At 66.1% G+C, this 15154-nt stretch carries 12 protein-coding genes; 3 read left to right on the plus strand and 9 right to left on the minus strand.

Annotated elements, in window-relative coordinates; genetic code table 11:
* Positions 1-2: 2 nt before the first annotated feature.
* Positions 3-3191, minus strand: a complete 3189-nt coding sequence (locus FQU96_RS32975; RefSeq protein ID WP_146545648.1) for an AsmA-like C-terminal domain-containing protein — start codon at positions 3189-3191, stop codon at positions 3-5.
* Positions 3192-3412: 221 nt separating this feature from the next.
* Here FQU96_RS32975 and FQU96_RS32980 point away from each other — a divergent pair, with 221 nt between their 5' ends.
* Positions 3413-6379, plus strand: a complete 2967-nt coding sequence (locus FQU96_RS32980) for a bifunctional [glutamine synthetase] adenylyltransferase/[glutamine synthetase]-adenylyl-L-tyrosine phosphorylase (RefSeq protein WP_146545649.1) — start codon at positions 3413-3415, stop codon at positions 6377-6379.
* Positions 6376-6840, plus strand: a complete 465-nt coding sequence (gene bcp / locus FQU96_RS32985; RefSeq protein WP_146545650.1) for a thioredoxin-dependent thiol peroxidase — start codon at positions 6376-6378, stop codon at positions 6838-6840. Before FQU96_RS32980 ends, bcp begins: the two co-directional genes overlap by 4 nt.
* A gap of 38 nt (positions 6841-6878) precedes the next feature.
* On the opposite strand, the gene FQU96_RS32990 is transcribed toward bcp, so the two are convergent.
* The 8 genes from FQU96_RS32990 to FQU96_RS33025 all read right to left on the minus strand — a co-directional run bounded on the left by FQU96_RS32990 (position 6879) and on the right by FQU96_RS33025 (position 14311).
* Positions 6879-7691, minus strand: a complete 813-nt coding sequence (locus FQU96_RS32990; protein ID WP_178130851.1) for a nitroreductase family protein — start codon at positions 7689-7691, stop codon at positions 6879-6881.
* Positions 7692-7734: 43 nt separating this feature from the next.
* Entirely contained in the window at positions 7735-8208 is a 474-nt protein-coding gene (locus FQU96_RS32995) for a DUF1772 domain-containing protein (RefSeq protein WP_146545652.1), read from the minus strand.
* A gap of 71 nt (positions 8209-8279) precedes the next feature.
* A complete protein-coding gene (locus FQU96_RS33000) occupies positions 8280-9002 on the minus strand; it encodes a GntR family transcriptional regulator (protein ID WP_178130852.1) in 723 nt (240 codons plus the stop codon).
* A gap of 168 nt (positions 9003-9170) precedes the next feature.
* Complete coding sequence (locus tag FQU96_RS33005) at positions 9171-10166, minus strand: tripartite tricarboxylate transporter substrate binding protein (RefSeq protein ID WP_146545654.1); 996 nt, start codon at positions 10164-10166, stop codon at positions 9171-9173.
* 130 nt (positions 10167-10296) lie between these two features.
* Complete coding sequence (locus FQU96_RS33010) at positions 10297-10830, minus strand: RNA polymerase sigma factor (protein ID WP_146545655.1); 534 nt, start codon at positions 10828-10830, stop codon at positions 10297-10299.
* Between the two features lie 246 nt (positions 10831-11076).
* Complete coding sequence (locus FQU96_RS33015) at positions 11077-12186, minus strand: LLM class flavin-dependent oxidoreductase (protein ID WP_146545656.1); 1110 nt, start codon at positions 12184-12186, stop codon at positions 11077-11079.
* Positions 12187-12372: 186 nt separating this feature from the next.
* Positions 12373-13368: a tripartite tricarboxylate transporter substrate binding protein gene (locus tag FQU96_RS33020; protein WP_146545657.1), complete on the minus strand. Its 996-nt coding sequence runs from the start codon at positions 13366-13368 to the stop codon at positions 12373-12375.
* Between the two features lie 25 nt (positions 13369-13393).
* Positions 13394-14311: a TauD/TfdA family dioxygenase gene (locus FQU96_RS33025; RefSeq protein WP_146545658.1), complete on the minus strand. Its 918-nt coding sequence runs from the start codon at positions 14309-14311 to the stop codon at positions 13394-13396.
* A 119-nt stretch (positions 14312-14430) separates the two neighbouring features.
* On the opposite strand from FQU96_RS33025, the gene FQU96_RS33030 reads away from it, so the two are divergent.
* On the plus strand, positions 14431-15150 hold the full coding sequence (locus tag FQU96_RS33030) for a GntR family transcriptional regulator (protein WP_255468699.1): 720 nt from the start codon (positions 14431-14433) through the stop codon (positions 15148-15150).
* The last annotated feature ends 4 nt before the right edge of the window (positions 15151-15154 follow it).

The raw sequence follows: 15154 nt of genomic DNA on the forward strand, positions 1-15154 counted from the left end.
AGTCACTGACCGATCCGGTCTTGCTGGCGCTCTTCCAGCGAACGAATGGGTTCGGGGTTGCCGGCCTGGTTGGCGGCACCGGAGACTCCGCAGCTGCCTTCCATCATGCGCCGCAGGAAGCCCGGGGTGATCGCCGTCGCGGCATTGACCTCGCCCTTGGGCTGATCGATGGGTCCGCGCACGGTATAGTTGATCGCGAACACGCCCCGGCCCTCGCCGCCGGTCAGGATCCAGCCGATGATCGGAATGTTGGACAGGAAGGCGTTGAGCACATAGGCCGGGGTCACCGCACCCGCCAGGCAGATCTCCTCGCGGTCGAGCAGGTATGTGCCCTGCGCCGTGATGCCGACCGAGTTGCCGCTGGTCTGTGCGTTGCGAATGATCAGCTTGTCCCCCGCCTTGTCGACGCGGGCTTCCAGCTTGTCGAACACCTGGCCGGCATTACCGGCCTTGTTGAGCTGTTCGACGACGCCGTCGAGAGTCGCGACATCCCGACCGGCGACGGCGGGCGTCTGGGCCATCCGGAACTTCTTCATCTCCACCTTGATGGCCATGGGTGGATCCGCTTTCGAATCGTCGATCTGGCCGACGACATCGAGATCACCGCCCACCAGACCGTCGAGCCACCCGGCAGCGCGCAGCAGTCCGCCGGCATCCGGTGATCTGACTTCCAGTTGCCGGCCATTGCCCTGCGCCTTGAGCGTCACGCGCGTCGGTCCGGCTGTGCCGGCAGTGAGCTGCAGGTCGGCCGCCAACGTGCGCTCGCCCCGACGAGTCACTGTGCCCTTCACGGCCGGCAATGCGCCCTGCTTCAGCAGAACCTGGCCGACATCGAGTGTCACGGCCACGATCGGCCCGCTCAGCGGCCGGGCCGGCGCGTTGGGATCGATGCGCGGCGCTTGCTTTTCCTCTTCGAGGAAGCGCGCGATGTCGAGTGCCGGCCCCTTGACGTCGACCGCGTAGCCGGTGTCGGTACGCCGCAGTTCGCCGCTGATGTTGGTGCGGCCCAGCACGACACGGCTGAGTGTCGCCCGCGCGAACTGGCTGTCGGGCGCGCGCAGCTCGACACGGCCGGCGACGGACAGATCAGCCGCGCGCACGTCGAAGTCGGTGGCCGCCGGCACCGGGCTGCCGCTGAAGCGGGCACTGACCGTAGCCTGGCCGTCAGCACCAATGGCCTTCTCCCACTTGATCTCGGGGATGGCGAGGCGGGCCTGCTTGAGGTCGGCTTTGACGGTGAGTTCACTGGGGCCCGCCGCCGGCACCTGGTAGACCAGTGGCGCCAGCATCACGGTGCCCGCGATGTAGGACGACATTGTCCCGATGCCGGCCTTGGACAACACGGCCTGCGAGATCGGTCCCTTGACCTCGTATCGGCGCCGGAAGGCGACCTTCGATCCGAACAGTTCACGCCACTGGACGTCCAGGACCTGCCCCTCGACCTTGCCCCTGCCGGTCACCTTCATTTCGCGCGGATTGACTTCCAGGCGCGCTGTCGCATCGCTCAGCGTCATGCCGAAAACAGCATTCTGCAGCGTGAAGCGCTCGATATCGGCGGTGGCCGAATAGTCGATCTCGCTCATGAGCACCGTTTTCACCAGCGGCAGCTTGAGGCGCAGCGTGGTTGACACCTCACCCGCCGTGCGCTTGGGATTGAACAGCAGATCCTTGGCGAGACCGATCTTGGGGTGCGCCAGGAACGCCATCGTGTCGGGTACGCCGGCGCGGGTCCGTACTTCGATGTCCGCGCTGTGATTTTCGGCCCCTTCCAGACCGAGAACATCGATACGGGCACCGACAAGCTTGATGGCATCGGCGGCGCCCGAGGCGACCTCGAAACGCATCAGCTTGCCGTCGAACGTCATGGTGCCCGACACGCCGCGCAACGGCGGCATCGGATCGAGATAGCGGACGGTGAGACCCTCGTAGCGCATCTCGGCCAGCGATCGCTCGACCTTCAGATCGTCCGGATGATCGAGATTGCCGAACACGGCGAAATCGAGCGTGATGGCGTTGATCGTCCCCTCGCTGATATTGGCCAGGGTCCAGGCGCGCCCGCCCTTGGCCAACGGCTCGAGCCAGAATTCCGGCAGCCGCCGCACCGGCACGTCTTTCAAAGCCGCCTTGCCTTCGAACTGGAAGGCACGATCCTTCAGATTCAGCAGACCGGTGAGGGTTGCCGTTGGGCCATGGAAGCCGACGCTGAATTCCTCGACCCGCACCTGGTTCTCGGCCGGCGCGAAGGACAGGCGCATGGCCACCTTGTCGACGTCGCGTGCCGGACTGAGCACGCCGGGGATGCCGACGCGGCCGGCGCCGCCAAAGAGATCGAGCTTGATGTTGCGGATTTCGCCCTGGCCGGATGCCGTGACGTGGATCACGCCTTCCATCGGCAGGTCGAGCTCCGCCAGCGGCGCCAGTTGGGGCGCCGCCGTGGCGAACGCAGACAGCCGCAGATTCTGACCACGCAAGGTGATATCGAGCTGTTCGCGGGAGCGGCCGTACAGCGCCGACAGCTGGAACTCGGCCTTGTGGCCCCCCGCCTGCACCGTCAGCGCGCCCTGCATGCGCACACCGGCCTGGTCGCGCACCATCACGCCGCGCGCCGCCGGGGCATCCCACACGAACCCGGTGGTCTTGTCGTCGATGCGCAGACGCGCCGAGCCGATGCGCACCTGGTTCAGTTGACCGAGAGGATGGTCCGGATCCGGTTCGCGCAAAAGCTGCTCCAGCAGGACCGGCAGCATGCGGGATGAGGAGGCTTCTTCATCCTGCGGCAGGAACGTTTCGATCAATCCTTCCCGGCTGATCACAACGTCGAGTCGCACATTGTCGATATCGATCTCCGTCGGCTGCAGGACGCCGCCGGCCAGGGCCCGGAGATTGAGATTGATCACCACCGCCGGCACGCTCGCCACCCGCACACCGTTGGCGTCGGTCGCCGCAATGTCGCCCAGCACCAGCTGCACGGGTTCCTGCCAGCCGCCCCAGACCAGCGATACCCGGCGCGCCTCCAGCGCCATGCGTCCTTCCGACGTCTCGAACGATCGGCTGGCATATTCGCGCGCGAACGGCAGCTCGAGCGGCCCCATCGACAGGCGCCAGAGCAGCAGCACGGCGATCACCGCGGCGCCGATCACGGTGGCGCCAATCCAGCGCAACAGGCGGAAGGCGAAGCGAACGTGCGTCATGCCGGCGACCGCCTGGTGCCAGGTGATCGCTGCGCGCCGACCGGCAACGGACCAGCCCGGAAGCGTTCACAGGGCCAATTTGCATGGCCACGATGCTTCGCGCAGGCCTCGTCCGGGTTTGAAGTCACTGCGATCATACTCTCACGGAAACCTTGACGCGGTGCGCCCAGGTGCGCACACGGTGGCGACGTTCCACGCACCATAAACCGTCCGCGTTGTCGATGACATTCCCCTGGCCAACGACCGCCCTGCCCCGCCCCCATGACGGCGAGCGCCGACGAACCTACCGCGAGCGCTGGCGCGAACGCGGCGAGCGTTGTGCCGACCCGAGCGTTGCGCGTGACATGGAAGCCGACAGCCAGGGAGCTGCCTTACTCGACACGCTGTTTGGCAACAGCCCGTTTTTGTCCGAGTTGGCGCTATCCGACCCGGTTTTCACGGCACTTTTGTGGCGCCAAGGTCCCAGCGCGGCGACCGGGGTCGCACTGGAGGGCATGAAGAGCAACAGCAGCGACACCTTGTCGCTGCGCACCAGCCTGCGCCAGGCCAAGCGGCGCGTCGCCCTGGTCACGGCGCTGGCCGACATCGCCGGCGTCTGGCAGCTGGTCCAGGTCACCGGCACGCTGTCGCATTTTGCCGAGCAGGCGCTGCGCCATGCCACCGACCGGGCATTGCTGGACCTCGAGGCGATGGGCCAGCTGCAGCTCGGCGGCGATGCGGCGGCGGCCGGGCTCACGGTGCTGGGCATGGGCAAGCTCGGGGCCGGGGAACTGAACTACTCCAGCGACATCGACCTGATCGTGTTGTACGACCGGGAGCTGCCGGCCGTGGTCGGCGACGACGGTCTGGGTGCCAAAATGGTGCGCGCCACCCGCGCCCTGGTCGGCAGCATGAGCGAGATCACGGCCGACGGGTACGTTTTCCGCACCGATCTGCGGCTGCGGCCCGACCCCGGCTCGACGCCGCTGGCGATCTCGACCATCGCGGCGGAAACCTACTATGAGAGCGTCGGACAGAACTGGGAACGCGCCGCGATGATCAAGGCGCGCCCCGTCGCCGGCAATATCGAGGTCGGCGATGCTTTCCTGCGCATGCTGCGGCCGTATGTCTGGCGCAAGCATCTCGACTTCGCCGCCATCCACGACATCCACTCCATCAAGCGCCAGATCGATGCCCACCGCGGCACGGGCACCGTCAAAGTCGCCGGCCACAACGTGAAGCTGGGGCGTGGCGGCATCCGCGAGATCGAGTTCTTCGTCCAAACCCAGCAGCTTATCTATGGCGGCCGCAACCCGGCGCTGCGGATGCGCGGCACGGTCGGTGGCCTCAATGCCCTGGCCGAAGCGGGCCTGATCCAGGACAAGGTCGCGCGCGAGTTGGCCGAGTGCTACGGCTTCCTGCGGCGCGTCGAGCATCGCCTGCAGATGGTCGATGACCGCCAGACCCATGTCCTGCCCGCCGACGAGGCCGGCCTGGCTGCCATCGCCACCTTCATGGGCTACGCCGGGGGCGAGCCGTTCGCGGCCGACCTGTTGCGCACCTTCCGCACCGTCGAAAGCCACTATGCACGCCTGTTCGAGGATGCGCCCAGCCTGGCGGCGCCGGGCGCCGGCAGCCTCGTCTTCACCGGCATCGATGCCGATCCGGAGACGCTGACGACGCTGACCGACCTCGGCTTCCGCGAGACTGCTGTTGCCTGGCAGATTGTCAGCCGGTGGCACCATGGCCGCTATCGCGCCACCCAGACGGCACGCGCGCGCGAATTGCTGACCGAGCTCAAGCCGGCGCTGCTGAAGGCGCTGGCCGCGACCGTCGACCCCGACCAGGCGCTGCTGCGCTTCGACACCTTGCTGGCCAATCTGCCGGCCGGCGTGCAGCTGTTCTCGCTGTTCAAGTCCAATCCGTCGCTGCTCGACCTGGTGGCGCGCATCATGGGCAGCGCGCCGCGCATCGCCAACCACCTGGCGCGCCGGCCGATCCTGCTCGACAGCGTCCTGTCGGCCGATTTCCTGGCGCCCTTGCCCGACGCCGAAATCCTCGCGGCTGATCTTGGCCGCATCCTGGACGGCGCCGGCGATGAACAGGATCTGCTTGATTTCGCCCGCCGCTGGACCAACGACCGGCGCTTCCAGGTCGGTGTGCATTTGCTGAGCGGCGCCGTCACGCCGCGCGATGCGGCACGCGCCTACAGCGACGTCGCGACAGCGGTGGTCGCCGAACTCACGACGCGGGTCGAGGCACTGTTCGCACGCCAGCACGGCGGCTTCGACGGACCGCGCATGGCCGTGGTCGCCATGGGCAAACTGGGCAGTCGCGAGATGACGGCAACGTCGGATCTCGATCTGATGTTCGTCTACGACATACCCGAGGGACTCGAGCAATCCGACGGCGCGCGGCCACTGCCACCGCCCCAGTACTACACCCGTCTCAGTCAACGCGTCCTCAATGCGCTCACGGTGCAGACCAATGACGGCGCCCTGTACGAAGTCGACATGCGCTTGCGGCCGTCCGGCAATTCAGGGCCCATCGCCTGTTCGCTGGCCGCCTTCGACGCCTACCAGGCCACCCAGGCCTGGACCTGGGAGCACATGGCGCTGTGCCGTGCCCGCGTGATCGCCGGCTCGCCCGCGATTCGCGAGCGCGTCGCGACTGCGATTGAAGGCACCCTTCGTCGGCCGCGCGATGCCGACAAACTGCTGCGCGACGTCGCCGACATGCGGGCCCGCGTCGCCACGCACCGGCCGCCCAAGGGTCCGTGGGACTTCAAGCTGATCCGCGGCGGCCTGTTCGACGTCGACTTCGTCGTGCAGTATCTCTGCCTGCGCCACGCTGCGGCACACCCCGGCATCCTGCGCCCAGACCCGCTGCAAGCGCTGGCACAGTTGGAGCAGGCCGACCTCGTCGCCGTCGACCACGCGGACCGCCTGTCGCGTGCCTACCGGCTGTTCACCGACCTGCAGGGCCTGATGCGCCTGGCGATCGACGGCTCGGAGGCTGACTTCGACGAGGCCAAAGCGCCGGAGGGTCTGCGCCAGTTGCTGGTCAAGGTCGACGGCGTGGCCCGCATCGAGGACCTCAAGCGACAGGTGATCCTGGCCGCCGAAATGGCGTATGACGTCTTCGTCGCGATCATCGAAAAACCGGCGGCGGCGCTGCCCGCGCCGGCACCAGCGGAGGACAAGGCATGAGCGTCGTGGAAGGCAAAAAGGCGCCGGATTTCACCGCGGCGACCGACGGCGGCGGCAAGCTGAAGCTGTCGGACCTGCAAGGCAAGGCCGTGATCCTGTATTTCTATCCCAAGGACGACACCAGCGGCTGCACCAAAGAAGCCTGCGGGTTTCGCGACAACCTGCCCGACTTCTCCAAGGCCAAGGCGACGGTGATCGGCGTCTCCAAAGACAGCGTCGAGCGTCACGACAAGTTCAAGGCCAAGTACGACCTGCCCTTCACGCTGGTATCCGACACCGATGGCAAGATCTGCGAGAAGTACGGCACCTGGATCGAGAAGAGCCTGTACGGCCGCAAGTACATGGGCATCGACCGCGCCACCTTCCTGATCGACAAGACCGGCACCGTCCGCAAGGTCTGGCGCAAGGTGAAAGTACCGGGCCATGTCGAGGCGGTGCTGGAGGCGGCGAAAGGGCTGTGAGAGAGTGTCCCTCCCCCAACGTTCGTTGGGGGAGGACGTTACCCCTCGCCCGGCGTCGCGCCGGTGAACGCCGCCTTCCACCGTCCCAGCTTTTCATCGGCGTCGTCCCAGTTCAGCATGCTCTCGTGCCCGCGATACATGGCGAACGGGCGCAGATCCTCGACATAGTAGTCGAGCATGGCGTCGGGCCGCTGCTGGCGGCGCTGGTAGCCATTCCAGTGCACCAGCTGATCAAGCGGCCGGCGATAGCGCGATCCGACGTCCTTCTCGGGATAGCCGACCGGGATCGTGCCAATCGCCTCGAGCGGCGCCGGATAGCCCAGCACGGACGCCAACTCGCGGTTGGTCGTGTCCTCAGCACCGCCGGAAAGCCATGCCGACGTCAGGCCGCAGGCCGTCACCGCCAGCTGGATGTTCTGCACGACGGCGCCGATGGAGGCGAGGTAGATGCGCTCGTTGTTCTCGGCATATTCGCGCTCCCACGCAGTGCTGGTGGCCTGCGGAAAGCACGCCTTCCAGCGCGGGTCGCCGAGCACGACAAAGATCGCCACGGTGTTGGCCAGGTACGTCTTCTTCACGGCCGGGAATCCCTTGGCGTGATCGACCAGACGCTGCGACTGGCGCAGAAAGACATCCAGCACCTGCTGCTTGACCTCGGGTTCATCAACGATGATCAGATCCCAACACTGGGCGTTGGCGCCCGTCGGTGCCCAGCGGCCGGCCTCGGCAATCTGCTGCAGCGTCTCGCGCGGAACGGTCTTGCCCTTTTCGAACCGACGCACGCTGCGGCGGCGACGGATTACGTCGATCAGGTGGTCATAACGCGTGGTCGTCGGTGTCGCGGTGTCCATGGCGCAGACCTCATGGCGTTCGATCGCCACCATAACACCACATCTATTCGCGACCGAGCCAGACGAGCGCCGCGCTGATGAAGCAGGCGTAGGCCACGATCGCCAGAGCGGTGCGCAGGTGATGATGCGTTGCCCACCGATCGCGCACCCGTGACCAGTCGGCAGGAATGGTGGTGATCGTCCATTTCTGGATCTGGTCATTGAGCGGCATCTGACGCGTCACCGTCAGCGCCATGTCGACCAACAGCGTCAGCGCGCTGATGCCGCCAAGCGTGCGGGCGGTGCCTGGCGCGAACAGCAGGATCGTGCAGACCATCACGAGAAGCCAGGTCATCATCCATAGCCCCGGCATGACGCGACGGAACGTGCGATCACGCATCTGATGCATCGCCACGTAGTGATTGGGCCGCAGTTCGCCGATCCGATGGTCGTGCAACAGGACGCTGACATGGATGCCTGTCACGATCCCGAGCAGACTGAGGGAAGCTCCCAGCAGAAGGCTGGGCATCATCGCCATGTGAATCTCCGACAACGGTAAGTCTGCTGCAGCGAACACCGCGTACAGCCGGCCATTCCCGGGATCGGATGTCACATGGCGACGTCGGTCTGCCAGCTGCCGGTTTCCAGGTTCATCGTTTCACACGGGTTCGGCTCGTTCGGGTGCACGTAGATCCGCACCCATTCGATCACCGCGTCCTTGTCATCGCCAATGGTGAACGTGAACACCAAGGTCGGATCGTTGAGCGTGATGCCGAGATGGGCGGCCACGTGCGGCGTCGGCATGCTCACGGCAACGCGGCGTGTCAGGCGCGCCAAACGATATCCGGCCTGGCGCAAGATGATCGGCATCGGCATCTGGCGCAGGCTCGACAACGAGTGTCGCTCGCCGACAGCAGCATGTTGCACGTTGAGCGTGACGCTGTGGCGACGCCCTTCAAAGCTGCGCAGACGGCTACACAGCCAAAGATCCGAGCCGGGCGGCGTACCCAGCGCCTGGCATGCCTCCGCCGGCGCGGTGCCGATCTTCCGCGACAGCACCCTGTAGGTGAAGGGCCGCAGGCGGCCGGTCGGAAACGTCTCGACCGGCACCTTCAGCGGCGGCGTCTCGGGCCGGGCCACCGCGATGGTACGCCGGCCACGCCCGCGATCGATCCAGCCTTCGGCAGCCAGACGCTCCAGCGCTTTGCGCGAGGTGATGACGCTGACATCGAACCGGTCGGCGAGCTCGATTTCACCGGGGAAATCGCGGTGACCGATCCACAGTCCATCTTTGATCTCGGCCCGCAGCTGGGCGTAGATCTGGTAGTGCATCGGAACATTCGCGTCGAACGCGATCCGCTCGCTCGCCGGCTGCGACTCGCTCTGTTTTCGTGGCGATGCATCGCCTGCGTCCGGCGCTGGCGCTTTCATGTCGCGATCGGGTCCCATTCATGCGGCCGCGGCCACTTAATCCCAGCTTCCGCCGACATGCAATGCGTGTCACTCGACGCCCGCCTTCACGCCGGCCGCTGCAATGACATCCCGCCAGACCTGATCGTCGCGCCGAAGCATCGCCGCGAAGTCATCCGATGTCGTCGACCATGGCTGCATGCCGTAGTCACCAAGCCGGCGAATCAGCGCCGGCTTTTTGAGCACGTCGGCCATCGTCGCGGCCATCCGACGGACCATGGCCGGCGGCGTACCGGTCGGCGCAAACAAGCCGAACCACCCCACCGTGTGGAACACGGGATGATCGAGCCCCACCTCGCCCATCGTCGGCACACCGGGGATGTCGGGCATGCGTTGCGGCTGGGCGACAGCAAGGATCCGCAAGCGCCCGCTGGCGACATGCGGCTGCACGGATGCGATGGCAAAAAAGCCGCAGGCGACGTGACCGCCCAGCAGATCCTGCACCGCGGGCGCCTCACCCTTGTAGGGAACGTGATTGAGGTTCAACGCCGCGATCTTGCCCAGAGTGAAACCCGCCAAATGAGTCGCCGTGCCGGTTCCCGCCGATGCGTAAGAGACCGCTGCAGGCTGCTGGCGCGCATGGGCAACGAATTCAGCCAGGGTGGTGGCCGGGTGGTCGGCGTTGACCGCAAACACCGCGAACGTTGTGCCGACCCCCGACACGGCCACGAAGTCCCTGAACGGATCATAGCCCGGTTTCTGATGGATGATGGCGTTCTGCAGGAAAAACGTCGGGGTCAGCAAAAAGGTACCGCCGTCGGCCGGCGCACGCGCCACCGCCTGCGTGCCAATCAAGCCGCCGGCGCCAGGCTTGTTGTCGATGATCAATGTGCGGCCATAGCCCTCACCCAGGCCGGCATCAATCAGCAGACGAACCATCGTGTCGGCCGGACCACCCGGCGGAAACGGCACGACGATGCGTGCCACATCGGCTTGAGCCGACGCCGATAGCGGTGGACAGGCCACCAGGCTCGCCATCGCCGCCATCAGAAACCGGCGTGTCGGTTTCATGTCTGGGCTGGTCATCTTGTCTACCTTTCGTCGCAGCGATTGCGGGCTGGTGCGCCCAGCGCCATGTTGCAATATCGATATAATTATATAAACATATATGATTATATTTTCCAGAGCAACCGCCTCTTAATGATGCAGCCACGGATCAGGCCGCGTTGGTCTTGGCTGTCCGTACGGCGGGTTCCTCGCCGGTCAGGCGGCGCAGGTGATCACGGGCCCGCGACAGACGGGACATCACTGTGCCGGGCGGCACGCCCAGAACCTCGGCCGCCTCGGCGTAGGCCATGCCTTCGATCGCGATCAGGATCAGCACCTCGCGATGATCCACCGAGAGCTGACGCATCGCCGCCAAGGTCTGGTTGGCCGCCAGTCGCTCGATCTGCCCGGCCGGCCATGACGGCTCGGGCACGTCCTCGACCGCCGTCAGCCGCGGGCGCGAGGCCCAGCGCCGGCAATTGTTGGCATGGAGGTTGTGCATGATGGTGAAAAGCCAGGCGCGCAGATTGCCCGGCTGGCGCCAGAGATGGGCCCGCGACAGCGCCCGCTCGGCGCAGTCCTGCACCAGATCGTCGGCAGCCGTCGCATCGCCCGTCAGGGCCCGAGCATAGCGTCGCAGCGCCGGCAGATGTTGTGGCAGCTGGTCGCCCACATCGCTTGCATCCACAGTTTGGTCAGCCATCGCCCTCTACTCCCGACCCAGCGGCGGCGCGCCGCGGCTTCACAGCCGCCCGGCACCCGGATTGCGGCCTTCATGCCGCGGGACGGCCACTACGCGTGGATCGTGTGAAGAGGCGTTGGAAGGTTCGTCGAAAATAATGGAAGAACGGAAGAAGTTGCGGATTTCACCGCGCATCCGGCCGATTGCACAAGAAAACGGCGTCGACCCTGGCCGACGCCGACGATCTGAGACGCTTGCGGGCGGATCTTATTCCGCCGCGCGCGCCGTTGGCCGCTTGGGCTTGAGATGCTGGACCTTGGGCAGGACGTCCTTGGACAGCAGTTCCAGGGACCGGCGCCAGGCCTGCGGATTCTCGGTGTAGTCGAAGCCGAACACCAGCAGACAGCCGAAGCCGCCCACCTCGTCGTAGATCTGCTCGATCTTGCGCGCGACGGTCGCCGGCGAGCCGATGATCCAATTGTGCTGCGCGCAGTATTCCGGGGTGACGTCGGAATCGGCCACGTCAGGCTTGTGCTTCAGGTATTCGAGGAACCCGAAATTGCCCAGCAGCGGCAGGAAGTACTCCCGCATCATGCGGCCCATCATGGCGCCGGCGGACAGTTTCATCGCCTCTGCGTCGGTATCGGCAACGAAGACCTCGCGCACCATGCGCCATTCGTTGCGATCGGGCGTGCGACCGGCCTTGGCGGCGCCGATCTCGACCGACTCCCAGTGACTGCCGACATAGGCCGGGTTGAGGTTCAGACTCATCGGGATGAAGCCGCGCTCGCCGGCGAGCTTCAGCGTGTCCGATCCCTTGCTCAGTCCGGCGACGCCGATCGGCGGATGCGGTGTCTGCAGCGGCCGGATGTGCGGCTTCAGGAAGCCGAACATCGTGTCGGGTGCCGTCACGTGCCAGTACTTGCCCTTGTAGTCGAACGGCTCGGTCGAGGCCCAGAGCTTCAGGATGATGTCGAGTGCCTCGCGGGTCATCTCGCGGTTCACGCCCGACATGCCGTCGACATTGAACATCGCCCAGTCGCTGGGCAGGCCGCTGGCGGCGACGCCGAAGTTCAGTCGACCACCGGAAATGTGATCGAGCATCGCGACACGATTGGCGAGCTCGGCGGGATGGTGATACGGCAGCAGGAAGCCGCCGGGCCCCAGCCTGATGTTCTTGGTCTGCAGCAGGCCCTGCGCCACCAGCAGATCCGGTGCCGGATGCGGCTCCCAGGGCGCGGTGTGGTGCTCGCCGATCCAGCACTCGCTGAAGCCCAGTTCGTCGAGCCAGCGGATAACCTGCAGATCCCACTCATGGCCGGCCTTCAACGACCGTTCCGGCGGGTGCGATGGCATGGTGAAATAGCCGAACTGCATGTTTCCTCCATCCCGATCGTTGATCATGTGTCGGGTCATGGAAGTGTTCCGCCGATACCGGCGTGAGTCACGCCAAAAACCGCCCTGAAACGACCGGGCATGGCGGTTTTACAGGTGCGCGGCGTGCGCCATCATTTCGCTGTGCAGGATTACGCAGCAGCGACGCACCAGGCCGCCGCGCACGCATCAGCTCTTCTGCGTCACCTGCACGCCGGCGTCACGGATCAGCTGCCCCCATCGCTTGTACTCGGCGTGGATGAAAGCGGCAAACGCATCGGGTGTATTTCCCACGGTGGTCGCGGCCAACGGCTCGAGCTGTTGTTTCACCGCCGGCATGCGGGCGATGGCGGCGATCTCGTGATTGAGTTGGGTCACGATCTGCGGCGGCGTTTTCGCCGGCGCCAGCACGCCATACCACGCCGCGGCGTCGTAGCTGGCGACACCGGCCTCGGCAACCGTCGGCACATCGGGCAGCCCGGCGAACCGTGTCGCCGTGGTCACGCCGATCGCCCGCAGGGCGCCGCTGCGCACGTGCGGCAGGAACGAGCTGGCATCGCCAAGGGACACGTTGACCCGGTTCTGCAGCAAGTCCGGGATCATCGGCGCGACGCCAGCATAGGCGACATGCTCGAACTTCACCTTGCCCAGGCTTTCGAACAGCAGTGCCGCCAGATGCGGCGAGGAGCCGACGCCGGCCGTTCCGCAGTTCAGGCCGCCAGGCGCCTTGCGCGCCAGCGCGACGAGATCGGCGATCGAATGGATCGGCTGACTGGGGTGCACGACGACCAGCATCGACACGACGGCGAACAACGTCACCGGTGCAAAATCGTTGAGCGTGTCGTACGGCATGTTGGGGATCAGGCTGGCGTTGGTGGCATTGGTGCCGACCGTCCCCAGCAGCAGCGTGTGTCCATCAGGTTCGGCGCGGGCGACGGCCGACGCACCGATCGTGCCGCTGGCGCCGATGCGGTTCTCGACGACAACGGGCTGGCCCCATCGCTCGCCCAGACGCTGCGCAATGATCCGGGCGCACGTATCCGTCGCAGCACCCGGCGCAAAGGGCGCAATGATGCGGACCTGGCGCGTCGGAAACGACGGCGTTGCGCGTGCCCGCGACATGCCGGCGATGGCCGGTGCCGCAGCGATCATGCCGCGTGTCAGTCGGCGCCTGGTGATCATCATGGTCCTCCCCTGTCGTTGTATTTGCTCAAGCGACCGCGGCCAGCGACTGCATCAAGGCCTCGCGATCGCTGATCGCCGATGTCGCGGTTTCCAGCACACGCCCTGTCGCCTCCCCCTTGAGCGAGCAGCGCAGCATGAGGCGCGGCTGCCTCTGGTCGAAATCCGGCAGGGCGATATGCTGCGTACAGCGATTGTCCCACATCACCAGGTCGTTCACGCTCCAACGGTGGCGGTAGACGAACTCGGGCGACTGCGCGTGCTCGTTGAGGAAGCCGAGCACCGCGGCGCTCTCGGCGTCGGAGAGCCCGATGAGGCCACGGATGCGCTGGCCGACCAGCAGCGACTGGCGGCCGGTTTCCGGATGCACCCGCACCAGGGGGTGCACCACCGGCGGGTTGAGGCGCTTCAACTCGGCGACCTTCTCCGGATCGCGCTGCTCCAACCCCTTGACCAGCGAGGCATCATGGATGGCCTCGAGGTCGTCGATGAACTGCCGCATGCGCGGTGTCAGCGTCTCGTAGGCCAGATACATGTTGGCCCACATCGTGTCGCCGCCGACCGGCGGCTTCTCGCGACACAGCAACAGCGCGCCCTTGGCCGGCCGCTGCGTGAACGTGAGGTCGGTATGCCAGTTGCGGCCGGTGTTGCGGGTGTCGGAGGGCTTGCCGTCGATCGGCTTGTTGGTGACGAGCAGGATCTCGCGGTGATCCGGATGGGTGTAGCGCGGCTGGAAGGCGTGATCGTCCAACTCGCCGAAATTCCGCGAGAACGCGATCTGCTCCGCGGTCGACAGGTCCTGGTCCGGAAACACCAGCACCAGGTGCTGCAACCAGGCGTCGTTGATCGCCTGTCGCGTTGCGCTATCGAGCGACCGACGCAAATCGACGCCCGTAACCTGTGCGCCCAGCGCATAACCCAACGGCCTGATGTCGAGCGACGCCATTCGTTTCCTCCTGCTTGTCCATCGTCGTTTAACCCGATTGTCGGGTGTCTGACAATAATGGATTGGACGGTCACGGAGAGGTCTGCCAGTGTGCAGACCCCTTGAGTGCCACCCCAGCGATGACAGTGACCGTCCCCAGCCCGACCGCGGACGCCCCCTTACCCCTTGGCAAAGCTGCGAAATCGCTGCCGGAACTGCTGGCGGAGCGGATCCTCGGTGAGATCATGGCCGGCCGGATCGAACCGGGTCATCGCCTCAAGGAACTGGCCCTGTCCCAGCAGCACGCGGTCAGCCGTGCCACAGTCCGCGAGGCCCTGATCACCCTGGCCAAGCGCGGGTATGTCGAGCAGATCCCCCGCTTCGGGGCGCGGGTCGCGGCTTTCGCCAAGGAAGACGTGTTCGATCTTTTCGAAATCCGCGCCGCCCTGTTGTCGGTCGCCGCTCGCCGCTGCGCGTTGGATCCCGATGCGCCGCGCGCGGCGCTGGCCGGTCTTGTTGCGGAGATGGAAACCATGGCGGCGGCGCCGGAGGTCGACCCGCAATCATTCTCCGATCGATCGGTCGCGGCGCAGAACCTGCTGATCTGCGCCAGCGGCAACCGCCGCTTGCCCGAGCTCTACGCGCACCTGGCCAACATGAGCACCTGGCGTCTGATCCGCGGCCGCGCGACCAGCTTCCTGCGGGCCGAACGCCGACGCGAGTCGGCTGCCGACTGGCGTCGGCTCGAAACGGCGGTCCGGCTGGGCGATGCCGATGGCGCCGAAACGGCTGCGCGCCAGCTCATTGCCCACTCCGCCGCCGGCGTGCGCGCGGAGCTGCAGAGCGCGACGCCGGCGTAGGCCG

The organism is Reyranella sp. CPCC 100927 (assembly GCF_007859315.1).
GTDB lineage: Bacteria > Pseudomonadota > Alphaproteobacteria > Reyranellales > Reyranellaceae > Vineibacter.